The 23,944-nt window shown below is 65.8% G+C and carries 26 protein-coding genes; 21 read left to right on the top strand and 5 right to left on the bottom strand.

Going from position 1 to position 23,944, the window contains the following annotated elements; translation table 11 throughout:
- The first annotated feature begins 97 nt into the window (after positions 1 to 97).
- From ACFVTD_RS04575 to ACFVTD_RS04555, 5 genes are read left to right on the top strand one after another with little or no spacing between them, the layout of a single operon-like run.
- Complete coding sequence (locus ACFVTD_RS04575; RefSeq protein ID WP_387558651.1) at positions 98 to 1,321, top strand: ABC transporter substrate-binding protein; 1,224 nt, start codon at positions 98 to 100, stop codon at positions 1,319 to 1,321.
- Complete coding sequence (locus ACFVTD_RS04570; RefSeq protein WP_387558648.1) at positions 1,322 to 2,296, top strand: ABC transporter permease; 975 nt, start codon at positions 1,322 to 1,324, stop codon at positions 2,294 to 2,296.
- Positions 2,296 to 3,168 carry a carbohydrate ABC transporter permease gene (locus ACFVTD_RS04565; RefSeq protein ID WP_387558645.1) on the top strand — a complete coding sequence of 291 codons (873 nt, stop codon included), beginning with the start codon at positions 2,296 to 2,298 and terminating at the stop codon, positions 3,166 to 3,168. The genes ACFVTD_RS04570 and ACFVTD_RS04565 overlap by 1 nt, the downstream gene beginning before the upstream one ends.
- Before the next feature lie 22 nt (positions 3,169 to 3,190).
- Positions 3,191 to 3,901, top strand: coding sequence for a rhamnogalacturonan acetylesterase (locus tag ACFVTD_RS04560; protein ID WP_387558642.1), 711 nt, complete (start codon positions 3,191 to 3,193; stop codon positions 3,899 to 3,901).
- Positions 3,902 to 4,573, top strand: coding sequence for a DUF1961 family protein (locus tag ACFVTD_RS04555; RefSeq protein ID WP_387558639.1), 672 nt, complete (start codon positions 3,902 to 3,904; stop codon positions 4,571 to 4,573). It abuts the gene before it with no gap.
- Positions 4,574 to 4,633: 60 nt separating this feature from the next.
- Here the strand turns inward: ACFVTD_RS04555 and ACFVTD_RS04550 are convergent, their stop codons facing one another.
- Complete coding sequence (locus ACFVTD_RS04550) at positions 4,634 to 5,200, bottom strand: ABC transporter substrate-binding protein (protein ID WP_387558637.1); 567 nt, start codon at positions 5,198 to 5,200, stop codon at positions 4,634 to 4,636.
- 314 nt (positions 5,201 to 5,514) lie between these two features.
- Here ACFVTD_RS04550 and ACFVTD_RS04545 point away from each other — a divergent pair, with 314 nt between their 5' ends.
- Positions 5,515 to 5,892, top strand: a complete 378-nt coding sequence (locus ACFVTD_RS04545) for an STAS/SEC14 domain-containing protein (RefSeq protein WP_387558634.1) — start codon at positions 5,515 to 5,517, stop codon at positions 5,890 to 5,892.
- On the opposite strand, the gene ACFVTD_RS04540 is transcribed toward ACFVTD_RS04545, so the two are convergent.
- Entirely contained in the window at positions 5,889 to 6,905 is a 1,017-nt protein-coding gene (locus ACFVTD_RS04540; RefSeq protein WP_387558631.1) for a LacI family DNA-binding transcriptional regulator, read from the bottom strand. The two genes, ACFVTD_RS04545 and ACFVTD_RS04540, sit on opposite strands and share 4 nt — an antisense overlap.
- 153 nt (positions 6,906 to 7,058) lie before the next feature.
- Between ACFVTD_RS04540 and ACFVTD_RS04535 the strand changes: the two genes are divergently transcribed.
- The 8 genes from ACFVTD_RS04535 (at position 7,059) to ACFVTD_RS04500 (ending at position 15,190) form a co-directional block, all read left to right on the top strand.
- Entirely contained in the window at positions 7,059 to 7,403 is a 345-nt protein-coding gene (locus tag ACFVTD_RS04535) for an L-rhamnose mutarotase (protein WP_387558628.1), read from the top strand.
- 104 nt (positions 7,404 to 7,507) lie between these two features.
- Positions 7,508 to 8,674: an L-rhamnose isomerase gene (gene rhaI, locus ACFVTD_RS04530; protein WP_387558626.1), complete on the top strand. Its 1,167-nt coding sequence runs from the start codon at positions 7,508 to 7,510 to the stop codon at positions 8,672 to 8,674.
- Positions 8,675 to 8,680: 6 nt separating this feature from the next.
- The gene (locus tag ACFVTD_RS04525) at positions 8,681 to 10,717 is read left to right on the top strand and encodes a bifunctional aldolase/short-chain dehydrogenase (protein WP_387558623.1); all 2,037 of its coding nucleotides are present in this window, start codon (positions 8,681 to 8,683) and stop codon (positions 10,715 to 10,717) included.
- On the top strand, positions 10,714 to 12,183 hold the full coding sequence (locus tag ACFVTD_RS04520; RefSeq protein WP_387558621.1) for a rhamnulokinase family protein: 1,470 nt from the start codon (positions 10,714 to 10,716) through the stop codon (positions 12,181 to 12,183). Before ACFVTD_RS04525 ends, ACFVTD_RS04520 begins: the two co-directional genes overlap by 4 nt.
- Before the next feature lie 2 nt (positions 12,184 to 12,185).
- Positions 12,186 to 13,217: an acetylxylan esterase gene (locus tag ACFVTD_RS04515; RefSeq protein ID WP_387558618.1), complete on the top strand. Its 1,032-nt coding sequence runs from the start codon at positions 12,186 to 12,188 to the stop codon at positions 13,215 to 13,217.
- 223 nt (positions 13,218 to 13,440) lie between these two features.
- Entirely contained in the window at positions 13,441 to 14,562 is a 1,122-nt protein-coding gene (locus ACFVTD_RS04510) for a 3-deoxy-7-phosphoheptulonate synthase (protein ID WP_387558615.1), read from the top strand.
- Between the two features lie 165 nt (positions 14,563 to 14,727).
- Positions 14,728 to 14,940, top strand: a complete 213-nt coding sequence (locus ACFVTD_RS04505) for a helix-turn-helix domain-containing protein (RefSeq protein WP_043452394.1) — start codon at positions 14,728 to 14,730, stop codon at positions 14,938 to 14,940.
- Positions 14,941 to 15,091: 151 nt separating this feature from the next.
- Positions 15,092 to 15,190 carry a 30S ribosomal protein bS22 gene (locus ACFVTD_RS04500; RefSeq protein WP_003792170.1) on the top strand — a complete coding sequence of 33 codons (99 nt, stop codon included), beginning with the start codon at positions 15,092 to 15,094 and terminating at the stop codon, positions 15,188 to 15,190.
- A gap of 53 nt (positions 15,191 to 15,243) precedes the next feature.
- On the opposite strand, the gene ACFVTD_RS04495 is transcribed toward ACFVTD_RS04500, so the two are convergent.
- On the bottom strand, positions 15,244 to 16,062 hold the full coding sequence (locus ACFVTD_RS04495) for an HAD family hydrolase (protein WP_387558611.1): 819 nt from the start codon (positions 16,060 to 16,062) through the stop codon (positions 15,244 to 15,246).
- A gap of 78 nt (positions 16,063 to 16,140) precedes the next feature.
- On the opposite strand from ACFVTD_RS04495, the gene ACFVTD_RS04490 reads away from it, so the two are divergent.
- On the top strand, positions 16,141 to 16,395 hold the full coding sequence (locus ACFVTD_RS04490; protein ID WP_387558608.1) for a glutaredoxin family protein: 255 nt from the start codon (positions 16,141 to 16,143) through the stop codon (positions 16,393 to 16,395).
- Positions 16,396 to 16,405: 10 nt separating this feature from the next.
- A complete protein-coding gene (locus ACFVTD_RS04485) occupies positions 16,406 to 17,110 on the top strand; it encodes a redox-sensing transcriptional repressor Rex (protein WP_387558606.1) in 705 nt (234 codons plus the stop codon).
- A 69-nt stretch (positions 17,111 to 17,179) separates the two neighbouring features.
- Here ACFVTD_RS04485 and ACFVTD_RS04480 read toward each other — a convergent pair whose 3' ends face one another.
- A complete protein-coding gene (locus ACFVTD_RS04480; protein ID WP_387558603.1) occupies positions 17,180 to 17,962 on the bottom strand; it encodes a hypothetical protein in 783 nt (260 codons plus the stop codon).
- Between the two features lie 226 nt (positions 17,963 to 18,188).
- Positions 18,189 to 18,737 carry a YceI family protein gene (locus ACFVTD_RS04475; RefSeq protein ID WP_387558600.1) on the bottom strand — a complete coding sequence of 183 codons (549 nt, stop codon included), beginning with the start codon at positions 18,735 to 18,737 and terminating at the stop codon, positions 18,189 to 18,191.
- 215 nt (positions 18,738 to 18,952) lie between these two features.
- On the opposite strand from ACFVTD_RS04475, the gene ACFVTD_RS04470 reads away from it, so the two are divergent.
- Genes ACFVTD_RS04470 through ccsB form a run of 5 tightly spaced genes read left to right on the top strand, consistent with a single transcriptional unit; the run spans position 18,953 to position 23,863 of the window.
- Positions 18,953 to 19,633: a histidine phosphatase family protein gene (locus ACFVTD_RS04470; protein WP_387558597.1), complete on the top strand. Its 681-nt coding sequence runs from the start codon at positions 18,953 to 18,955 to the stop codon at positions 19,631 to 19,633.
- A gap of 2 nt (positions 19,634 to 19,635) precedes the next feature.
- Complete coding sequence (locus ACFVTD_RS04465; protein ID WP_387558594.1) at positions 19,636 to 20,247, top strand: TlpA family protein disulfide reductase; 612 nt, start codon at positions 19,636 to 19,638, stop codon at positions 20,245 to 20,247.
- Between the two features lie 15 nt (positions 20,248 to 20,262).
- Positions 20,263 to 21,018, top strand: a complete 756-nt coding sequence (locus ACFVTD_RS04460; RefSeq protein WP_387558591.1) for a cytochrome c biogenesis CcdA family protein — start codon at positions 20,263 to 20,265, stop codon at positions 21,016 to 21,018.
- The gene (locus ACFVTD_RS04455; RefSeq protein WP_387558588.1) at positions 21,018 to 22,775 is read left to right on the top strand and encodes a cytochrome c biogenesis protein ResB; all 1,758 of its coding nucleotides are present in this window, start codon (positions 21,018 to 21,020) and stop codon (positions 22,773 to 22,775) included. The genes ACFVTD_RS04460 and ACFVTD_RS04455 overlap by 1 nt, the downstream gene beginning before the upstream one ends.
- Positions 22,775 to 23,863: a c-type cytochrome biogenesis protein CcsB gene (gene ccsB, locus ACFVTD_RS04450; RefSeq protein WP_387558585.1), complete on the top strand. Its 1,089-nt coding sequence runs from the start codon at positions 22,775 to 22,777 to the stop codon at positions 23,861 to 23,863. The genes ACFVTD_RS04455 and ccsB overlap by 1 nt, the downstream gene beginning before the upstream one ends.
- The last annotated feature ends 81 nt before the right edge of the window (positions 23,864 to 23,944 follow it).

The raw sequence follows: 23,944 nt of genomic DNA, 5'->3' as shown, positions 1-23,944 counted from the left end.
GCCTTGCGCGCAAGCTACCTTGCGCGAAGCGCAAATGAAACGTATCAATCGCGGGTCCAGCGAACCCAAACCCCAATGAAGTGGAAAAGGAAAAAACATGATCCATCGGAAACTGACCTTGGCCGCCGCCGTCGTCACCGCCACTGCCCTGTCCCTCACGGCGTGCAGCGGCGGGAACGCCCCGGCCGCAGACCTCACCTCGGTGTCCATCATGGCCCCGTTCCTGGAAGCCCAGCCGCCGGCGGCGGACGGCGCGGTCCAGAAGAAGCTGGAGGAGCTCACCGGCAAGCAGGTCAAGATCAACTGGGCACCCAACGCTTCCTACGAGGACAAAACCAACATCACGCTTGCAGGGTCCGACATCCCGCAGGTCATGGTGATCCAGACCAAGAGCCCCGGGTTCGTCAAGAATGCCCAGGCAGGTGCGTTCTGGGACCTCACCGACAAACTCGACAAATACCCCAACCTCAAGACCACCTTCCCGGATATCCAGAAGAACTCGAGCGTCAACGGAAAGGTCTACGGACTGTTCCGTGAGCGCTCGCCCATGCGGACCGCCGTGATGTTCCGGCAGGACTGGCTGGACAAGCTGGGCCTGCAGCCGCCCAAGACCGTGGAGGACCTGTACAAGGTGGCAAAGGCCTTCACCGAGCAGGACCCCGACGGCAACGGCATCAACGACACCTGGGGCATCACCATTCCCAAGTGGGGTGCGCTGGGAACCAACAGCCCCTACGACGTGATCGAGGAATGGTTCGGCGCCGGAAACCGGTGGACCGAACGGGACGGGAAGCTGGTTCCAAGCTTCGAAACCGATGAGTTCCTCCAGGCCGACCGGTTCATCAAGAAGATGGTGGACGAAAAGCTCATCAACCCTGACTTCGCCACCTTCGACCCCACCAAGTGGAACGAGCCGTTCTTCAACGGCAAGGCGGCCACCATCAAGCCGGAAACCCCGGAAGGAAAGGCCGTCAGCACCGACATCAAGAGCTACGCCCAACTGGGTATGAACGTTGCCGGGAACCAGTTCTACCCGGTTAAGCAGGCCACCGACTACGAGCAGCAGGTATTCGACAAGCGCACCGACGTCATGGCCGAGGACCTCAAGAGCGCAGTCTACAACCCTGCCGCACCCTACGTTTCCGCCACTTACGTGGCCAAGGGCGCGCAGCTGGACAACATCGTGGCCGATGCCCGGATCAAGTACCTGGCCGGGCAGATCGATGAGCAGGGCCTGAAGGACGCCATCAAGCTCTGGGACACCAGCGGCGGCGACAAGGTGAAGGAAGAAATCAACAAGCTGTGGCAGGACAACAAGTAAATGGCAGCCCCTGTCATTGACACCCTCGCCGGGGAGCGGGCGGGCAAGACCCCGCCCGCTCCCCGGAAAGGGGGCAGGTTCTCCGTCCACTTCGCGCACTACAAGTGGCTCTACCTGCTGCTGGTGCCCGGCGTGGTGTATTTCGCGGTCTTCCGCTACGCCCCGATGTACGGGGTGTCCATCGCCTTCAAGGACTACGTCCCGTTCCTCGGCGTGAACGGCAGCCCCTGGGTGGGGTTCCGCAACTTCGAGGACTTCTTCGCCAACCCGGACTTCCCCCGGCTGCTGGGCAACACCCTGATCCTGGCCTTCCTGAACCTGGGCGTGGCCTTCCCGCTGACCATCATCCTGGCGCTGCTGCTGAACGAGGTCCGGCTGTCCATCCTCAAGCGCACGGTCCAGACGCTGGTGTACATCCCGCATTTCCTGTCCTGGACCATCGTGGCTTCGCTGAGCTTCCTGCTGTTCGCCCTGGACATCGGACCGCTGTTCCAGTTCCTGAACAACACCATGGGCACACACATCGATTTCCTGAGCGACCCGGCCTGGTTCCGCCCCCTGATCGTGCTCCAGGAGATCTGGAAGAACACCGGCTGGGGCACCATCATCTTCCTGGCCGCCCTTTCCACCGTGGACCAGGACCAGTACGAGGCCGCGATTATCGACGGCGCCGGCCGGTTCCGGCGGGTCTGGCACATCACGCTGCCGGCGATCCGCTCCACGATCATCGTGATGCTGATCCTGGCCATCGGCCAGATTCTCAACACCGGCTTCGAACAGATCTACCTGATGACCAACGCACTGAACCGGGAAGTAGCGGATGTCTTTGACACCTACGTCTACTTCGTGGGCATCACCCAGGGCGCCTACAGCTACTCCACCGCGGTGGGCCTCTTCAAATCCGTGGTGGGCATCGTGCTGATCTTCGGCACCAACTGGCTGGCCAAGCGATTCAACCAGAGCGGACTGTTCTAATGAAGATCCACAACACCCGCGGCGGCCGGATCTTCGACGCCGCCAACTACGTGTTCCTGGCCCTGATCGGCATCATCACGCTGCTGCCGTTCGTCTACGTCTTCGCGGGCTCGTTCGCCACCGAAGCCGAGATCACCCGCCGGGCATTCTTCGTCTGGCCGGAACAATTTACCCTCGGATCCTACGAGTACATCTTTGCCACCCCGGCGTTCGTCCGGGCCCTGGTCACCACCATCCTGGTCACCGCGGTGGGCACCCTGGTCCAGCTGGCCTTCACCGTGACCATGGCCTACCCGCTGGCCAAGAAGAGCCTGCGCGGCAGGAACGTGATCCTGTCCCTGGTGGTTTTCGCCATGGTCTTCTCCGGCGGCATGATCCCCACCTTCCTGCTGGTCAAGGACCTGGGCCTGCTCAACTCCTACTGGGCCCTGATCCTGCCGGCGGCCATCAACCCGTTCAGCCTGATCATCATCAAGAACTTCTTCCAGGAGCTCCCGGCCGAACTCGAGGAGTCGGCCAAGATGGACGGCGCCACCGAGTTCGGGATCCTGTGGCGGATCCTCCTGCCGTTGTCCAAGCCGGTGCTCGCAACCTTTGCGCTGTTCTATGCGGTGGGCATCTGGAACGACTTCATGTCGCCGCTGCTGTACCTTAGCGACAACTCCAAGTGGACCCTGCAGATGTACCTGCGGCAGGTCACGGCGGCCTCGGACCTGCTGGGCACCGGCAACGTGGATCCCAACTACATCCCACCGGAACAGGGCATCAAGTTCGCCGTGATCGTGGTGGCCACCCTTCCCATCCTTATCTTCTACCCGTTCCTGCAAAAGCACTTCGCCAAGGGCATGCTCATCGGCTCCGTCAAGGGTTGACCCGTACCACCGAAAGAAGACCATGAAAATCCTGCTGGCCGGAGATTCCACCGTGGCCACCTGCCCCACCCACGAGTTCCCGATGAGCGGCTGGGGAGCGCAACTGGCACCGTTCACCTACACGTGGGCGACTGTGCACAACTTCGCCAAGGGCGGCGCAAATACCGAATCCTTCCGGGGCGAGGGTCTCTGGGAGGACCTGCTCGCCGCGGCAGGTCCCGGGGATGCGGTACTCATCCAGTTCGGCCACAACGACCAGAAGAAGCCGCACCTTGCCGCCCGCACGGGCTACGCGGCGAACCTGCGCACCATGGTGGGGGAGGCGCGTGGCGTGGGTGCGGCGCCGGTACTCTGCACATCGGTGGAGCGCCGGCACTTCCGGGACGCGCCGTCGTCGGACGTTCTTGCGGAGAGCCTGGAGGACTACCCGGAGGTGGTCCGCGAACTGGGCCCGGAGCTTGGCGTCCCGGTGATGGACCTGAACGCCTGGACCCGGCGCCTCTATGGCCGGCTGGGGCGGGAGGGCTCCCGGGAGCTCTTCTGCCACTTCGCGCCGGGGGAGCACGCGCACTGGCCTGACGGGTTGGCCGACGACACGCATTTCTCGCAGCAGGGTGCCGCCCTGGTGGCGGCGGAGGTGGGGCGCCAACTGGCGGGCCTGGGATATGGCGGGTCCCGCACCAGAGTGCCCGCCGGCGCCGGGGAGTTGAGTACGACGGCGGGACGCAGCTAAGTGGGCGCCGCAGGCCTTGGGACAAGCGTCCTCTACCGCAACCCGCTGGCGGGGCCCGGTGACGTTGCCGGGTGGGTGGCTGAAGGGCCGTTGCGCCTGGGCAGCCATGACGGGGCGCTGGAACTGTCCGGCCTGCTTGACGACCGGGAGTTCGGCGACCATGCGCACTGGACCTTCTGGTGCCCGGAAGAATTCCCGGACCGGATCCGCATCAGCTGGGAGTTCCTGCCGCTCGCGGAGCCTGGCCTGGCGATGCTGTTCTTCGCGGCAGTGGGGCACGGCGGTCAGGATCTCTTCAGCCCGGCCCTCGCGTCCCGGACGGGCTACTATCCGCAGTACCACTCAGGCGATATAGACGCCCTGCACGTCTCGTACTTCCGGCACAAGTTTGCGTCCGAGCGGGCATTCCGGACCTGCAACCTGCGCAAGAGTGCGGGCTTCGAACTGGTGGCGCAGGGCGCGGATCCGTTGCCGCCCACGGAGGACGCTGCGGATTTCTACCGCCTGGAGCTGGTGAAGGACGGGCCGCTGGTGGAGTTTTCCATCAACGGGCTGCCGCTCTTTGAGTGGCGTGATGCCGCTGGCAAGGCACTGGGCGGCGGCCGGATCGGTTTCCGGCAGATGGCTCCGCTGCGGGCCGCCTACCGGAACCTGGTGGTGGAGAAGCTCTAGGCGAAGAAGATGGGCAGTCCCGGAGGACTGCCCATCTTGCTGCCTGTGGACTTCCTGGAACTAGAGTCCCAGGAGCCGGTTGAGCAGGTTGGCCAGGCCGCTCAGGCCGTTGCCACCGTCCAGGAGCCCGGTGACGGCGCAGAGGAGGTTGCCCACCAGGTTGCCCGCGCCGGTCTGCGAGGTGATGTCCAAGACCACCTGGTTCAGGTCGACGTTGAGGCCCAGCAGGTCCAGGTGCAGTGGGCCGAGGACCAGGTTCAGGATGTCGCAGCTGCCGCCCGAGGCCAGGGCGGCCGCGGTTGAGGGTGCTGCGGCTGCGGTCGTGGTTACCGTCTGGCTGATTGGGGTGGCCACGCCGTTGAGGTCGGTGAGGGTGCCCTGCACCAGGCCGGTGACGTTCAGCTGGCCGTTCTGGGCGCTGAAGCCCGTCGGCGTGAACGAGCCGGCGAACGTGCCCACGCCGTCAATGGTCTGGTTGATGGTGCCGGAGACGTTCGCGGTGTGTGTTGTTTTGGAGGCGGCGGAAGGAGTCGCTGGTGCGGCTGCTGTTGCCGGGCCTGCCATGCCAAAGAGCATGGCGCCGGAGAGGGCTATTGCGGTGACTGAAGCTGAGACCTTTGTTCGCATTTTCGGTAGATCCTTTCGGCGCCGGGAGCGGCGCAACGAATCCTCCGAGGCTCCGCCCCCATGGAAGAACCCCGGCGGAACTGTCTGTTTCTCATGCAGTGCGATTCACATGCAGCCCTTGCGGGCCGCGACACGGGGCCCTTGGAAGGTGATCCAGGCCACGGACACGTCGACCAACCTAATAGTAAGCATGCTGATGAGTCAAGCCCGCTGTGGGATGCGGGTGGCCTCTGGTGGAGCGATGGGCGACTACTCCGCCCCTTGTGGGGCAAGATGGAGGAATTCAGCAACTGCCCACTGGAGGGAGGCGGGGTATGGAGCCCGTAGTGGTCGACGGCGGCAAGGGAACGGTGGAACTGCGCGCTGACGGAGTCATCCACCTTATCTGGGAGCCCAAGGTCCGCATCGAAGCCGAGGATGCGCAGGCGGCGATGGCCGCGGTGAACCAGATAGCCGGGGATTCGACCTACCCGATGCTCGTGGACATGGCCACCACCGAGAATGTGAGCATCCAGGCGCGCTCAGTGTTCTCCATCCCGTGCGCGGCCAACAGGATCGCCCTGTTGGGGACAAGTCCAGTGGACCGGATCATCGCCAATTTCTTCCTGGGCGTCCACGTCCCGCCGTGCCCCACCCGCTTCTTCACGTCGCGGACCGAGTCCCTGAAGTGGCTCCAGCCCGCGGAAAATTAACCAGCGGCGGCGGTGCTTTGCCGGACTACAAGTTCTGGCGTAAACACCACGGAACGGTGGACGGGGCTCTGCGACTCAACCTCTTCGGACAGCAGTTCGATGGCTGTCCTTCCCAGTAGTTGGGTGGGCTGGCGGATGGAGGACAGGGGAACCACTGCGGAGGCGGCAAAGTCGATGTCGTCATAGCCGATCAGCGCCACGTCCCCGGGAATGCTGAACGTGTGCGTCATGGTGAGCGACTGCATGACGCCCAGGGCCAGGAGGTCATTGGCGCAGAAGATGCCGTCCGGCAGGTCCGCGCGGCCCCGTTCCACCAGCATGTTTCCCACGCTGCGGCCGGCCAGTACGGTCTGCCCCTCCGCGTCCAGGACTTCCAGGGTGGCGTCCGGTTCCTCCTTGACGGCCCGGCGGGCCCCCTGCAGGCGGTCTGCCACCTGGCGGATGGAGGTGGAGCCGCCAACAAAGGCGAGCCGACGGCGGCCGGAGTCCAGGAGGTGCCTGGCGGCCAGGTATCCGCCGGCGTCATCGTCCACGGCAACTGAGCTGAACTTGGACTCGTCGGCCAGCCGGTCCACCAGTACCGTGGGGATGCCGCGCTCGCGGAGGAGGTCCAGCCTGTCCGTCACATCGCCCACTGGGGAAATCAGCAGCCCCTGCACGCGCTGCTCCTGGAAAAGGTCGATGTAGTTCGCCTCCCGGCCGGCGTTGTGGCCGCTGTCGCCCAGCAGGACGGCGCTGCCCTGCAGGGCTGCGGCGTCTTCCGCCGCCCGGACAACGGAAGTGAAGAATGGGTTGCCCACGTCCAGGACGATGAGTCCGATGGTGCGGCTGTGCCCCACGCGAAGCTGGCGGGCGGCGTCGTTGCGGACGAAGCCGAGTTCATCAATGGCCGACAGGACCCGCTCCTTGGTCCTGTCCGACACACGGTCAGGGTAGTTGAGGACATTGGACACGGTGCCCACGGCCACGCCCGCGTGGGTGGCCACGTCCTTGATACTGGCTGTGCGGTTCATTGGTTCTCCGTGCTGACATGCCCCCGCTGGAACGATTCCGGCGGCTGATCGGAAGTTTCTGCCGTTGCTTGACACCTGCTCAAATCCAAGAGTACTTTGAATCGTACCAATGAAACGATTCAAAAAATTCTTGGCGTTTTGAAAGGGGCACCGATGAGGGTGTGTTTCCGTTCTTCGGTCCAGCCGCAGCTGGTCGATGAATACCGGCGCCGTCACGCCGCGGTGTGGCCGGAGATGCTGCACGCGCTCAAGGAAGCGGGCTGGCACAACTACTCCCTGTTCCTCGGCGAGGACGGGCTCCTGGTGGGATACGTGGAGTGCGACGACTTTGACGCAGCCCGTGCCCGCATGGCCCTGACGGACGTCAACGCCCGTTGGCAGGCCGACATGGCAACCCTCTTCGAAGATTCCGGCCAGGCACCCGACGAGGGGTTCCAGGTCCTGGAGGAAGTCTTCAACCTGGACAGCCAACTGGCGGCACCACCCTCCGCAGGCTGACCCGCGGGACGCCGGCATATGGCCACCCGGACAGCAGCCAGGCTCCAGCAGCGGGGCATCAAACAAACGCAGCAGACAGACACTCACCACCGGAAAGAATCAACATGAACGACGTAGCAACGGCGCTGGGCAGGCTCGGGGAGCTTGCCATCGAGGTCCCTTCGTGGGCCTATGGGAATTCGGGGACGCGGTTCAAGGTGTTCGGCACGCCCGGTACGCCGCGGACGGTCCAGGAAAAGCTGGCCGATGCCGCCAAGGTCCACGAGCTGACCGGCCTGGCGCCCACCGTGGCGCTGCATATCCCGTGGGACAAGGTGGACGATTACACCGCACTGAAGGACTATGCGGCCGGCCTGGGCGTAGGCCTGGGGACCATCAACTCCAACACGTTCCAGGATGACGAGTACAAGTTCGGTTCCCTGACGTCCTCCAATGAGGCCGCCCGCCGCCGTGCCATCGACCACCACCTGGCCTGCATCGACATTATGCACGCCACGGGCTCGCGGGACCTGAAGATCTGGCTTGCGGACGGAACCAACTACCCGGGCCAGGACGATCTCCGCGGCCGCCAGGACCGCCTGGCCGAGTCGCTGCGGGAGATTTATGCAGCCCTGGGCGATGAGCAGCGCCTGGTGCTTGAATACAAGTTCTTCGAACCGGCTTTCTACCACACCGATGTTCCGGACTGGGGCACGTCCTACGCCCAGACCCTGGCCTTGGGCGAGAAGGCCTTCGTCTGCCTGGACACCGGCCACCACGCGCCGGGCACCAACATCGAGTTCATCGTGATGCAGCTGCTGCGCCTGGGCAAGCTGGGCTCGTTCGACTTCAACTCGCGCTTCTACGCCGACGACGACCTCATTGTGGGCGCCGCCGATCCGTTCCAGCTCTTCCGCATCATGCACGAAGTGATCCGCGGCGGCGGGTTCGGCAAGGATTCCGGCGTGGCGCTCATGCTGGACCAGTGCCACAACCTTGAGGAGAAGATCCCGGGCCAGATCCGCTCCGTGCTCAACGTCCAGGAAATGACGTTGCGGGCCCTGCTGGTGGACACCGCAGCGCTGGGCGAAGCGCAGCGCGCGGGTGATGTCCTGGCAGCGAACGGCATTTTCAACGATGCCTTCTTTACCGACGTCCGGCCTATCCTGGCCGAATGGCGTGAATCCCGCGGCCTGCCCGCGGACCCGATCGCTGCCTACAAGGCCAGCGGCTACCAGAAACAGATCAACGAGGACCGCGCAGGCGGCCAGCAAGCCGGATGGGGCGCCTGAGAAGTTATGACCAACAAGACTGTTGAAGACCTGATTGCCCGTTCGAACCGCCTGGGTGCGGACAAGCGGAACACGAACTACGCCGGTGGCAACACCTCGGCCAAGGGCACCGACAAGGATCCCGTCACGGGCGAGGACGTCCAGCTGCTCTGGGTCAAGGGTTCCGGCGGCGACCTGGGCACCTTGAAGGAGCAGAACCTTGCGGTGCTGCGGCTGGACCGGCTGAATGCGCTGAAGAACGTCTACCCCGGCGTCGAGCGTGAGGACGAGATGGTGGCTGCGTTCGATTACTGCCTGCATGGCAAGGGCGGCGCCGCGCCGTCGATCGACACCGCCATGCACGGCCTGGTGGACGCCGCGCACGTGGACCACCTGCACCCGGACTCCGGCATCGCCATTGCGACGGCGGCGGACGGCGAAGCGCTGACCACCAAGATCTTCGGTGACAAGGTGGTGTGGGTGCCCTGGCGCCGTCCCGGGTTCCAGCTGGGCCTGGACATCGCCGCGATCAAGGTCGCCAACCCGCAGGCCGTCGGAACCATCCTGGGCGGCCACGGCATCACCGCCTGGGGTGCCACCAGCGAAGAGGCGGCGCAGAACTCGCTTTGGATCATTGAGCAGGCCGAGAAGTACATCCGCGAGAACGGCAAGGCCGAGCCCTTCGGGCCCAAGCTCCCCGGCTACGGCGCCCTTCCTGAGGCTGAGCGACGTGCCAAGGCCGCGGCCCTGGCACCGGTGATCCGCGGCCTGGCCTCCACGGACAAACCGCAGCTGGGGCACTTCAGCGATGACGCCGTCGTCCTGGGCTTCCTGGAAGCCGCCGAACACCCAAGGCTGGGCGCGCTGGGGACCTCCTGCCCGGACCATTTCCTGCGCACCAAGGTCAAGCCGCTGATCCTGGACCTGCCTGCCGACGCCTCCATCAAGGATTCGGTCGCCCGGCTGCACGAGCTGCACGCCGACTACCGCGAGGACTACCAGGCCTACTACGACCGCCACGCAGACGCTGATAGCCCTGCCCTGCGGGGCGCGGACCCGGCCATCGTTCTGGTCCCGGGCGTGGGCATGTTCTCCTTCGGCGCGAACAAGCAGACCGCCAGGGTGGCCGGTGAGTTCTACCTCAACGCCATCAATGTGATGCGCGGCGCCGAGGCGATCTCCACCTACGCCCCGATCGAGGAATCCGAGAAGTTCCGGATCGAGTACTGGGCCCTGGAGGAAGCCAAGCTGTCCCGGATGCCCAAGCCCAAGTCCCACGCCACCCGCATCGCCTTGGTGACCGGTGCCGCGTCAGGCATCGGCAAGGCGATTGCCACTCGGCTCGCCGCGGAAGGTGCCTGCGTGGTCATCGCCGACCTGAACCTGGAGAACGCACAAAAGGTGGCCGAGGAACTGGGCGGTGCCGACGTCGCCATCGGCGTCCAGGCCGACGTCACGGACGAGGCGCAGGTCTCGGCCGCGATCGATGCCGCGGTGCTCGCGTTCGGCGGGGTTGACCTGGTGGTCAACAACGCCGGCCTGTCCATCTCCAAGCCGCTGCTGGAAACCACCGAAAAGGACTGGGACCTGCAGCACAACGTGATGGCCAAGGGCTCCTTCCTGGTGGCCAAGGCCGCCGCGAAGGTCATGATCGCCCAGGGCCTGGGCGGGGACATCATCTACATCTCCTCCAAGAACTCCGTGTTCGCCGGCCCCAACAACATCGCCTACTCCGCCACCAAAGCCGACCAGGCCCACCAGGTCCGCCTCCTCGCGGCCGAACTGGGCGAGCACGGCATCCGCGTGAACGGCATCAACCCCGACGGCGTGGTCCGCGGCTCGGGCATCTTCGCCGGCGGCTGGGGTGCCAAGCGCGCCGCGGTCTACGGCGTGGACGAGGAGAAACTGGGCGAGTACTACGCCCAGCGGACCCTGCTCAAGCGCGAGGTCCTGCCCGAGCACGTGGCCAACGCCGCCGCCGTCCTGACCAGCAACGAACTGTCCCACACCACCGGCCTGCACATCCCCGTGGACGCTGGGGTGGCGGCAGCCTTCCTGCGGTGAGCGCTTCGAACGGTGTCGACGGCGGCGTGTTCGCCGCCGTCGACATCGGCGCCTCCTCGGGGCGGGTGATGCTGGGACGCGTATCCCCGGAAGGGGTGCCGCTGGAGACCGTCCACCGGTTCCCCAACGGCGTGGTGGAGCACGACGGCGGCCTCCGCTGGGACCTCGACGCCCTGTTCGCGGAGGTACTCAAGGGGTTGGCGGCTGCGGCGACAGTCGCCGCCGCGCAGGGGGAAACGATCGCCAGCATCGGCATCGACACCTGGGCCGTGGACTACGGCCTGGTCAACGCCGCCGGGAAACTCGTGGCGCAGCCGTACAGCTACCGCGACGACCGCAGCCGGGCCGCCGTCGCGCCCGTGCACGCCAAGCTGGACCCTGCGCGCCTGTACCAGACCAATGGCCTGCAGTTCCTGCAGTTCAACACCATCTACCAGCTGGCCACCGAACGCGGCCTGGACGGGCTGCAGGCGCTCCTCATCCCGGACCTGATCGCGTTCCTGTTGACCGGCGTGCGGCGGGCCGAGGCCACGAACGCCTCCACCACCGGACTGTTTGACGCCGTGGCGGGGGAGTGGGCCACCGAGTTCTTCACGGCGCTGGGCCTGCGGAAGGACTTGTTCCCGCCGCTGATCCAGCCAGGGGAAGCTTACGGGCAACTCCTGCCCGACGTTGCCGCGGCCGTTGGCCTGCCGCGGAACACCCAGGTTGTGGCCGTAGGCTCGCACGACACCGCCTCCGCCGTGGCCGCAGTTCCTGCGATGGATGACAACTTCGCCTACATCTCCTCCGGGACCTGGTCGCTGGTAGGGCTGGAACTGCAGCACCCGGTCCTTACCGAAGGCAGCCGGGAAGCGAACTTCACCAATGAACGCGGCGTGGACGGCACCACCCGCTACCTGCGGAACGTGGGCGGACTGTGGCTGCTGAGCGAATGCCAGCGCACCTGGGCGTCGGAAGGGTTCACACCCGACCTTGCGGCCCTGCTGGCCGCGGCGGCCGCACTGCCCGCCGGCGGACCCCAAATCAACGCGGACGATCCGTACTTCATCGCCCCGGACAACATGCCGGAGCGCATCCGCGCGGCGGTCCGGCGCACCGGCGATGTCCTCTCCGGCGATCCTGCAGCCATCACCCGCTGCATCATGGACAGCCTGGCGGCCGGCTACGCCAGGACCATCACCGTTGCGGAACGCCTCGCCGGCCGTCGTTCGGTGGACGTGGTGCACGTGGTGGGCGGCGGCTCCCAAAACGCCCTGCTCTGCCAGCTCACGGCCAACGCCACGGGACGTCCCGTCGTCGCCGGACCGGTCGAAGCCACCGCGCTGGGCAACGTACTGGTGCAGGCACGGGCGGCCGGGGCCGTTGACGGCGGGCTGGCCGAGCTCCGCCGGATCGTCGCCGCCGGGACCAGCCTGGACCGGTACCAACCACTTGTCACTGCCCGCGAAGGATGCGTGAATTAGGAATGCCCCTCTTCGACCTTCCCCTGGCCCAGCTGCGCAGCTACACCTCCGGGGTCACTCCACCGGGGGACCTCCAGGCGTTTTGGGATGCCACGGTGGAGGAAGCGCGGGCCTTTCCACTGGACGCGACGTTCGAACCGGTGGAGAACTACCTGACCGTGATCGATACCTTCGACGTCACGTTCTCAGGTTTCGGCGGTGCTCCCGTCAAAGGCTGGCTGCACCTCCCCGCCCACCTTGAGGCAGGTGTCCAGCTTCCGGCGGTGGTGCACTACATCGGCTACTCGGGTGGCCGGGGCCTGGCAAACCAGGACACCCGCTGGGCACAGGCCGGGTACGCCCACTTCATCATGGACACCCGCGGCCAGGGGTACGGCGGCATGGTGGGCGATACCCCGGACCCCCACCCCTCCGCCGGGGACGTGGCACACGCAGGCCTCATGACCAGGGGCATCGCCAGCCGGGAGGACTACTACTTCCGCAGGGTGTATGTGGACGCCTTCCGTGCCGTGGAGGCGGCCCAGGCCCACCCCGCCGTCGATCCCGCCAAGGTGGTGCTGGCCGGTGTCAGCCAGGGCGGCGGCCTGGTGGTGGCCACGGCCGGACTTGCCTCGGGACGGCTTGACGGCATCATCGCCGCACTCCCGGATGTCCCCTTCCTGCAGGACTTCCCCCGTGCCATCGACATCACACCCCGCGGCCCGTACCCGGAGATCGCCCAGTTCCTCGCCCGGCACCGCGACCGCTACGACGCCGCCCTGGAGGTCCTCAACTATTTCGACGGCGTCAATTTGGCCCGCTGGGCCTCTGTTCCGGCGCTGTACTCCGCCGCCCAGATGGATGACATCTGCCCGCCGTCAACGGTCTTCGCCAGCTACAACGCCTATGGATCGGCCGCAGCGTCGGGCAGCAGTCCGGCCAAGGAGATCGAGGTCTACCGGTTCAACAACCACGAAGGCGGCCAGGAACACCACTGGATCCGGCAGCTGCAGTTCCTGCGCAAGCTGCTGGGGCAGGCACAGGCCGCAATATGACGGATCCGATTTTGCGGCCGGCGCGGTCCGGGCTTATGGTCACTTCCATGACTAACCGTTGGTATGCGTATTTTTCGTTGGCTCTGGAGGAGCCCGCGTCTAACTGACACGCATCCAACTTCCTTCAGAGCCAACAGGGCAGAGATCATTCTCTGCCCTTCGCCGTTTCTCCGGCGGGTTCTGAAATCCGGGCCCGCTTCCCATCTGGAACAGGACCCCGAACATGAGCACCGCAACAGCAGCAGCCCCGGCCAGCGACACCAAGTCCACCTCGAACCTGCGCGTCAGCGAATTCACCCCGCTGCCCACCCCCTCGGCACTCCTCGCCAAACTGCCCCTGGACGCCCAGGCCGCTGGCGTCGTCGAATGCGGACGCGATGAGGTACGCGCCATCATGGACGGCGTGGACGACCGCCTGCTGGTCATCGTGGGCCCCTGCTCCATCCACGATCCCAAGGCCGGCCTGGAGTACGCGCGGCGGCTGGTCAGCCAGGCCGAGAAGCACAAGGAAGACCTGCTGATCGTCATGCGGACCTACTTCGAGAAGCCGCGCACCACGGTGGGCTGGAAGGGCCTGATCAACGATCCCCGGCTGGACGGCAGCCACGACATGGCCACCGGCCTCCGCACGGCCCGGCAGTTCCTGCAGCAGGTCACCGCGCTGGGCCTGCCCACCGCCACCGAGTTCCTCGAGCCGATCAGCCCCCAGTACATGGCGGACCTGGTCTCCTGGGGTGCCATCGGTGCGCGCACCACGGAGAGCCAGATCCACCGGCAGCTGGCCTCCGGGCTTTCCATGCCCATCGGGTTCAAGAACGGGACCGACGGCGGCCTGCAGGTTGCCATCGATGCCTGCGGTGCCGCCGCGGCGGCCCAGGCGTTCCTGGGGATCGACGGCGAGGGCCGGGCAGCGCTGGTGGCGACGGCAGGAAACCCCGACACCCACGTCATCCTCCGCGGCGGCCGGAAGGGGCCCAACTACTCCGCGGCCGACGTGGAACGGGCCTCCACCGAACTGGCGGGCAAGGGGCTCAATCCCCGCCTGATCGTTGACGCCAGCCACGCCAACAGCGGCAAGAGCCACCACCGCCAGGCGGAAGTCGCGCTGGAGATTGGTGCCCAGCTCGAGGACGGGGGAGCAGCAGCCCGGGCCGTTGCCGGCGTCATGCTGGAAAGCTTCCTGGTGGGCGGAGCCCAGAACCTCGACGTCGCAGAGCACGCGGCGGGGCGCTCCCCGCTGGTCTACGGCCAGAGCGTCACGGACGCCTGCATGGACTGGGATGTCTCAGCTTCGGTCCTGGAGCAGCTTGCGGCGTCGGCACGGAAGCGCCGGCAGCAGAATTAGGGGCGAAATAGGGGCGAAATAGGGGAGGCCACTACTTTCACATCTGCCACATGAACATCTAGAGTATCTATTTAGGTGGTTGGTGGATGGCTCAGCATCGGAACACCGCATTGGCACGTACCTGGGGTCACTGTTGTCCATCCGTCAGCAAAGGAAAATAGGGAAATGTCGGCAGAACAGAACTTCTCCAACGCGAAGTTCCTGACCGTGGCTGAAGTGGCCGAGGTCATGCGCGTCTCCAAAATGACCGTCTACCGCCTGGTCCACTCCGGCGAAATGCCCGCGGTGCGCTTCGGCCGCTCCTATCGGGTCCCCGAAAACGCCGTCGAACAGTACCTTAAGGGCGCTGTTGTGGACGGCCACACCGAGACCGCCTGAGGCGGCCTGTCCTGAGCCGCTCCCGATAAGCGGTACCCTGTTAAGGAACGTTTTACGTCATTGTAAGAATCTGTCAGTTGTTCAGTTCGTAGCTTTGTCCACGGACATTCCCCATCAGGCAGGTACTGCATCTAGTTTGTAAGGAACTTTCGTGGGTTCAGTTATCAAGAAGCGTCGCAAGCGTATGGCCAAGAAGAAGCACCGCAAGCTGCTTCGCAAGACCCGTCACCAGCGCCGCAACAAGAAGTAGCAATACTTCGAACAGCGTGAAATGCCCGTCGCCTTCCAAGGCGGCGGGCATTTTTATGCCCGGGGGCCGCGGATGCGGGCGAAGCCCTTCCAGAGGCCGTAGACGGCGCCGCCGAAGGTCGCCGCCTTGAGCCCAACGGTGGCGGCGCGGCGGCCGGCGCGGAAATCATAGACCGGCCAGTTCCGGTCGCGGGCGTGCCGGCGGAGCTTGGCGTCCGGGTTGATGGCTACTGGGTGGCCCACCAGCGAGAGCAGCGGAACGTCGTTGTAGGAGTCGCTGTACGCCCAGCAGCGCTTGAGGTCCAGGTCCTCCTGGTCCGCGATGGCCTGCACCGCTACTGCCTTGGCCGAACCGTGGAGGATGTCTCCCACCAGGCGTCCGGTGTACATGCCGTCGTGCACTTCCCCCACCGTGCCCAAAGCCCCCGTCAGCCCCAGCCGGGTGGAGATCACCGTGGCCACTTCGATGGGCGTGGCCGTTACCAGCCAGACGCGGCGGCCCACCCGGAGGTGCTGTTCGGCCAGGGCCTTGGCGCCCGGCCAGATCCGCGAGGCGATCATCTCGTCGTAGACCTCTTCACCCAGTGCCTTGATGTCGTCCACGGTGATGCCGGCGGCGAGGGTCAGGGCCGAATCGCGGACCGCATGGACGTCGTCGATGTTTTCCCCGCGCGCCACGAACTTGAACTGCTTCCACGCGAACCCGGCGGCCTGGGTCAGCGTGAACGCCCCCCGCTGGTGCATCTTGCGGGCCACGTGGAAGAGGCTGGCACCGCGCATCAAGGTGTTGTCCACGTCGAAAAACGCCGCCTCACCGGGCTGCGGGGCAGCAACCGGCCGTGTAACGACGGCGACGTATTTCTCCTCGGGCATGGACTTGAGTCTAGTCAATCCACCCGGCCGGCGCCGTCGGCGTCACCTGCACGGCGCGAACGGCGATACCGTTAAGCCATGGCTACCCCCCGCGTCGTCCTGGTCACCAAAGCTGACTGCCACCTCTGCGAAGAGGCCCGCGACGCCGTCGGCCGGGTCACTGCCTCGCTGGGCCTTGAATGGAGCGAAGAGTTGGTGGACAACCAGCCTGAGCTGCGGGAGCGCTACGCAGAAGAGGTCCCCGTGGTCCTGGTGGACGGGGTGCAGCGCGATTTCTGGAAAATCGACGAAGCCCGGCTGGAACGCGTCCTGCAGCGCGCCATGGCCAAGTAGGGGGATGCGAGTGACGTCCTTGGATTCGACCCCCCAGCCTGTGCCGGACGTACCGGATACCGCGGGCGCACCGGCCAAACAAATTCCGCCCGCTGCCGTGGCCCGGTTGACGCTCTACCTCCGCGCCCTGAACACGCTGCTGGCCGAGGGCGTTGAGCGTGTCTCCTCCGAATCGCTGGCGGAAGCCTCCGGCGTCAGTTCCTCCACGCTGCGCAAGGACCTCTCCCACGTGGGCTCCTACGGAACCAGGGGAGTGGGCTACGAGGTGCAGTACCTGAGCCGCCACATCGCTGCGGCCCTGGGCCTGACGCATGACTGGAAAGTGGCCATCGTTGGAGCCGGAAACCTGGGCAAGGCACTGGCCCGCTACGGCGGCTTCGAATCCCGGGGCTTCGACGTGGTGGCCATTTTCGACGCCGACCAGATGGTGGTGGGCAACGAAGTGGGATGGCTGCGGGTCAGCGACGTGGCAGACCTCGAGACCGTCCTCCACCGCACCGGGGCAAACATGGTGGTGCTGGCACTTCCCGCGGCGGTGGCCCAGGGAATCTGCGACCGTGTGGTGGCGGCAGGCGTGCACAGCGTGCTCAGCTTTGCACCTGTCATGCTGCAGGTCCCTGAAGGAGTCAACCTCCGCAAAGTGGACATGGCCACGGAGCTCCAGATCCTGGCCTATCACGCCCAGCGGGCGCAGGCGCCGGGGCAGACGGCCTAGGGGCAGGATTAAAAGCGGTGGCCCGGGATGCTGGACATCCCGGGCCGCCGCTGCGTTCTGCCGTTGGCGTTACCGCCCGTAAGGGTTGCCGAAGCCGCCGGAATAAGGGTTGGCAAACGGCTGCTGCTTCCGGAAATACGGGGCAGCAGCCGGGAGGTAGAGCAGGACAATGGCGGCGATGCCCAGGACAGTCCCAAGCGTTCCGAAGGTGGGGACCCCGAACAGGCCCAACACGGACAGTGCTGCGAACACGGTCCCGAGGATGCGTGCCCAGTTCTTGCCCTTGCGGACAAAGAACGCCACCAGCAGGTAGAGCGCGACGCCGATGATGGCGAAGACCACCAGCGTGCCGGCGATGACGCTCTTGATGTCGTCATACGTCACGGCCGCACCGCTGGATTTCACCTGCTGCTCAAAAGCCTGCCGGAACTGTGGATCATCGAGCTGGGTGAGCCCGGTGAGCAGGGAGATGACGAAGATCACGGCAGCCGCAATCAGGAGCCAGAACGAGATGTTCACCAGCTGCGGGACGCCGTTGCTTCCCGCCGGCTGCGGCTGCTCCGAGGGGTACTGGCCGTACGGGGACTGGCCATAGGGCGACTGCCCGTACTGGGGTGCCTTCTGGCCATATTGGGAACCGTACTGCGGTGCACCCTGGCCGTACTGCGGTGCTGCCGGCGGCTGCGAGCCGTACTGGGGCTGGTTCTGCCCGTACTGCGGTGCATTCTGGCCATACTGGGGTGCGTTCTGGCCGTAGCGCGGCTGCTCGGGGCCGGGCTGCTGGCTGCCGGACTGGTCATTGCCGGAATACGGGTCTTGGGGCGCGGGAGGCGGGACGGGAGGAGTACTCATGGGCGTTCCTTCTGCAGGTCGGGATCCAGGTAGGCTGCCGGGATTCGGTCCTCAGCCTTCCCCCCAGCATGGCTTAGCTCCACCGTACCCCCGGCGGGCGGTGATATCGGTGATTCGGGCGGGATTCACGTCCGCATTTGAGCCCATGCCCGGGGGTGGTTAAACAACCGCACCCCGGCGCCGGGCCGGGAAGGCCTGGTGCCGGGGTGCGCCGGGTGGGAAAAAATTATGCTGCGGGGGCGATGAAGGCCAGTTCCAGGTTGATGGCAACCTTGTCGCTGACCAGCACGCCGCCGGCTTCGAGAACGGCGTTCCAGGTGAGGCCGAAGTCCTTGCGGCTGATGGTGGTCTCGGCGGTGAGGCCGGCGCGGGTGTTGCCGAACGGATCGACGGCCACGCCGTGGAGCTCGGTCTCGAGGGCCACGGGACGGGTGACGCCCTTGATGGTGAGGTCGCCCTGGAGCTCGTAGGCGTCGCCCTTGGGGACGATCGCGTTGGAAACGAAGGAGATCTCCGGGAAGTTCTCGACGTCGAAGAAGTCTTCGCCGCGGACGTGGCCGTCGCGGTTGACGTCGCCGGAGTCGAAGCTGGCGGTCTTGATGGTGGCGTTGACCTTAGAGTCGGCCACGTTGTCGGCGAGGTCCAGGGTGGCCTCCGCTTCCTTGAACTGGCCGCGGACCTTGCTGATGCCCGCGTGACGGACGGTGAAGCCGATTTCGCTGTGCGAGTTGTCCAGGGTCCAGGTGCCGGTGGTGACGTCTGCGGGAAGTGCCATGATGTTGCTCCTTGGTGTGTATGCCTGCTGTGGTCCTGCGGTTGAACCTTCATCGGTTGAAGCCTCAACTATCTTGCTGCATCCAGTATAAACATGCGTTTGCATGTTTTGTTCCCGGTTTCGGAACATTTCTTCAGAAACTTAAGTTCTACTCTTTGTAGAAAGCGCGTCCGGGAGATTTCGGATCGCACGCCATCTTTGAGAAACTGGTAAACATGCCCCAAGCCACTGTCCATCTGCTCCGCCACGGCGAGGTCCACAATCCCGACGGCGTTCTCTATGGACGGCTCCCCGAATTCCACCTCTCCGAGCTGGGGCAGGAGATGGCCCGAACCCTGGCCGACCACTTCCGTCAGCGCGCCGAACGCGGAGCCCGGATCACCTACCTGGCCGCCTCGCCGCTGGACCGTGCGCAGGAAACCGCACGGCCGACGTCGGAAGCGCTGCGCCTGCAGATCCATACCGACCAGCGCATCATCGAGGCGGAAAACTACTTCGAGGGCATGAAGGTCACCAAGGCCGAACTGCGCCGGCCAAAGCACTGGCCGCGGCTGGTCAACCCGCTGCGCCCGTCGTGGGGCGAGCCGTACAAGCAGCAGGCGGCAAGGGTGGCGGCTGCAGTCCAGGACGCGCGGCTGCAGGCCATCGAACTGGCCGCCGGAGATTTTGGTGCCGCAGGCCCCGAGGCGATCCTCGTGAGCCACCAGCTGCCCATCTGGGCGGCCCGCCTGAGCGCCGAAGGCCGCCCCCTGTGGCACGATCCGCGCAAGCGCGAGTGCACCCTGACATCCCTAACGTCCCTGGTTTTCGACGACGACGGCTCGCTTGTGCGGGTGGAGTACAGCGAGCCTGCGGCGTCCCTTCTTCCCGGTGCCGCCAGCACCCCTGGAGCCTAGCAGTGAGCAACAACAACCTTCCCTCGCGCCGCAGCCTGCTCTCGGCAGGCGGCCTGGCCCTGACCGCGCTGACCCTCGGCCTTTCCGGCTGCGCCCAGGAGGATGCACTGGCCAAGCAGGCCAAGGCAGGCGACAACAAGAACTATGTTGCCGGTGACGGCTCCGTAACGGAGTTCGCCGCCGCGGACCGCAAGGAAGCCGTGCAGATCCAGGGCGCGCTCTTCAGCGGCGACAAGGTGACCCCAGCCGATTTCCAGGGCAAGGTCAGCGTGCTGAACTTCTGGTTCGCCGCCTGCGCACCATGCCGCGTGGAGGCACCGCTCCTGGAGGAGCTGCACCAGGAGTTCAAGGACCAGGGCGTGCAGTTCTTCGGCGTTAACCTCCGGGACGAGAAGCCCACGGCCGAAGCATTCGAGAAGACCTTCAACCTGACCTACCCCAGCTTCGACGACAAGGACGGCGGCGTCCTGCTCTCCGTGTCTGGCCTGGTCCCGCCCGGCGCCGTCCCTACTACCCTGGTGCTGGACAAGCAGGGACGGGTGGCCTCCCGCGTCCTCGGCGAAATCGAGAAGGGCACCCTGAAAGCCCTCATCACCGCCGCCGTGGCGGAATAGGGACGGCCCGGGACCGTGAACAGCCCCTTCGCCGAAGCCATCCTCAGCGGCTCCCTCCTGCTCGCCATACCAGTGGCCCTGCTGGCAGGCCTGGTGTCCTTCCTTTCGCCCTGCGTCCTTCCCCTGGTTCCCGGCTACCTGGGCTACGTGACCGGCCTGAGCGGCGTGGACCTGCAAAAGCAGAAACGCGGGCGGATGCTGGCGGGCATTGGATTGTTCGTCCTGGGCTTCTCCGTGATCTTCGTCCTGCTGGGTGGTGCGTTCGGCCAGCTGGGCACCCTGATCACGGGCAGCCAGAATGCCTGGATCACCCAGCTCCTGGGGGTCCTGGTCATCATCATGGGCATCGTCTTCATGGGCGGCTTCAGCTGGCTGCAGCGTGACGCGAAGATCCACGCCAAGCCGCCCGCCGGACTCTGGGGAGCGCCGCTGCTGGGCCTGACCTTCGGCCTGGGCTGGGCCCCCTGCATCGGGCCAACCTACTCCGCCGTGCAGTTGCTCAGCCTCTCCGGCGGATCCTCTGCCGCCAAGGGTGCATTCCTGGCCTTTGTCTACAGCCTGGGACTTGGCATACCGTTCCTGCTGATCGCACTGGCCCTGCGCCGTGGGATGGGCGTCATGGCGTTCTTCCGCAAGCACCGCCTGGCCATCCAGCGGACCGGCGGCGGGATCCTGGTGGCGCTCGGGATCCTGATGGCTACCGGGGTGTGGGGTGCCTGGGTGACCGGGCTGCAGTACTGGTTCCAAACCGACGTGAAGTTGCCGATCTGATGAGCGAGCGTGTGAACGTAAAGAAGAAGCAATCCGCCCCCGTAGCAGCGGCGAAAGCCCAGGCCTCCCTTCCGGCCCTGGGACCCAAGGGCATGCTGCGGTGGGCCTGGACCCAGCTGACCAGCATGCGCACAGCGCTGTTCCTGCTGCTGCTCCTCGCCGTCGCCGCCGTCCCTGGATCACTGTTCCCGCAGCGGCCCGCCAACCCGGCCACGGTCACCCAGTACATCAAGGACCACCCGGAGTACGGCAAGCTGCTGGACACCCTGCAGCTTTACGACGTCTACTCCTCGGTGTGGTTCTCGGCGATCTACCTGCTGCTGTTCATCTCCCTGATCGGCTGCGTGGTGCCCCGCGCCATCGCCCACTACAAGGCCATGCGCTCCCAGCCGCCGCGGACACCGCAGCGGCTCTCCCGGCTGCCCGAATACGGCACCCTGGTGATCCCCTCCGGCGCCGCCATCCCGGCGTCGGACGCCATCAACGGTGCTGCGGCGGTGCTGCGCAAGCGCGGCTACCGGGTGGAGGTCAGGGATGCCGACGGCGCCCTTCCGTCCCTGGGTGCCGAACGCGGCTTCATGAAGGAAGTGGGCAACCTGGTCTTCCACACCGCACTCATCGGCGTGCTGGTGTCCGTGGCCGCCGGCGGCCTGTTCGGGTACAGCGGCCAGCGCATCCTGGTGGAGGGCGACACGTTCGTGAACACCCTGGTGGGCTACGACCAGTTCAACCCGGGCACCAACTTCCAGTCCAGCCAGCTCCAGCCCTATTCGCTGCAGCTGGACAAGTTCAACATCACGTTCGACCGTGAATCCAAGGGCAAGTTCGGCCAGCCCATCGACTTCGCCGCCACCGTGACCACCAAGGAAGACCCGGACGCTCCGCCCAAGCAGGAGACCCTGAAGGTCAACGACCCCGTGAGCCTGGGCGGCACCAGCATCTACCTCACCGGCAACGGCTACGCCCCGGTGGTGACCATCCGGGACGGAGCGGGCAACGTGGCCATGCAGGGACCCGTGGTGGCAAAGCTGCAGGGCGAGAACTACTACTCGTCCGTGGTGATCAAGGTCCCCGACGCCCAGCCGGACCAGTTGGGCTTCGTGGGCTTCTTCCTGCCCACCGCGTTCGTTACGGACAAGAATGTCTCCTTCAGTGCCGACCCCGAGCTGTTCAACCCGCAGCTGACCCTGAACTCGTACTACGGCGACCTCGGCCTGAACAAGGGCGCCCCGCAGAACGTCTTCGAACTGGACGTCAAGAACCTGACCCCGCTCAACGCCCGGAACCTCGCAGCCGGCGGCATCACACTGGCACCGGGCTCCACCTACACGCTGCCCGACGGCAAAGGCAGCATCAGCTTCGACGGCGTCAAGCGGTACATCGGCGTGGACATCCACCACAACCCCGGGCAGCTGTACGCCTTGGTCTTCGCCCTCCTGGCCGTGGCCGGCCTGATCCTCTCGCTGTACGTGAACCGCCGCCGCGTCTGGGTCCGCACCGGCACCGCAGACGACGGCCGCACCATGGTGGAATACGGCCTCCTGGCCCGCGGCGAGGACCACCGCCTGGCCGGTGAGGCGGCAGCGCTGCGGAAACTCTTCGCCGCAGAGTGGCAGCTGCCCGAAGAGACTGCCTCCGAGGACGCTGCGTCCGAAGCCGCCGCCCCGTCCCAGCAAACTCCCAGCCGGACAGGCGATAATGTCGCAGGCTCCGTCAGCACCCCAGCAGGCCCCACCGGGCCCGAAAAGGACCAGTAATGCCATTTGGAATCAACGAAACCATGGGCCAGTACAGCGAACTCTTCATGCTGCTGGCGGCGGGCACCTACACGGTGGCCTTCATTGCCTTCGCCTGGGACCTGGCCAAGAGCAGCAAGGCCCTGCGCGCCGTGGACCTCAAGGCCGCCCAGGCCGGGGCCACCGCCAAGGTTCCCGTTGGAGCCGGCGTTGCCACGGGCTCTGCCGGGGGCCGCCTGGGCGGGCCCGCCGACCGTGCCGAGCGCCCGTCGTCGTCCACCGCCAAGGCCGGCGGGGCAGGAACCGACGGCATCGTAACGGCCGACGGCGACATGAAGTATGCCGCGGAGCGCCGGGCCCCGGCGCGGGTCGCAGTGGCCCTGACCACCCTTGCCGTCCTGATCCACGCCGCCGGCGTAGTCACCAGGGCGCTGGGAGCCGGGCGGGTGCCGTGGGGCAACATGTACGAATTCCTCACCACCGGCGCATTCCTGGTGGCTGCCGTCTTCCTGCTCTCGCTCATCCGCCGCGACCTGCGCTTCCTGGGCACCTTCGTGGTGGGCCTGGTGATCATCATGATGGTCGCCGCCTCGGTGGCCTTCTGGACCCCCGTTGGCCACCTGGTTCCCGCCCTGCAGAGCTACTGGCTGGTCATCCACGTTTCCATCGCAGTGCTGTCCTCGGCCCTGTTCACCCTGACGTTCGCGATGTCGGCACTGCAGTTGGTCCAGTCCCACCGGCAGAAAACCGTTGCCGCCGGCGGGGCGGACAAGCTGGGTTTCATGCGCCTGGTGCCTTCCGCGCTGAGCCTTGAGAACCTGTCCTACCGGATCAACGCCATCGCCTTCATCGGCTGGACCTTCACCCTCATGTTCGGCGCCATCTGGGCCGAGAAGGCCTGGGGCCGGTTCTGGGGCTGGGACACCAAAGAGGTGTGGACGTTCGTGATCTGGGTGGTCTACGCCGGCTACCTGCACGCCCGTGCCACCCGCGGCTGGACCGGCACCCGCGCCGCCTGGCTGTCGATTGTGGGCTACTGCTGCGTGATCTTCAACTTCACCATCGTGAACACCTTGTTCAACGGGCTCCACTCCTACTCCGGCCTCTAGGAGGGCCTTCCCGGCCTGCAGCGGCCGGGAAATCACCCACAAAGCGGCACCTGCCCGCCAAATAACCATTCGATGTAGCAA

It is taken from the genome of Pseudarthrobacter sp. NPDC058119, assembly GCF_042884655.1.
GTDB lineage: Bacteria > Actinomycetota > Actinomycetes > Actinomycetales > Micrococcaceae > Arthrobacter.
The sequence above is the reverse complement of the archived record's forward strand: the minus strand, read 5'-3'. Positions and strand labels throughout refer to the sequence as shown.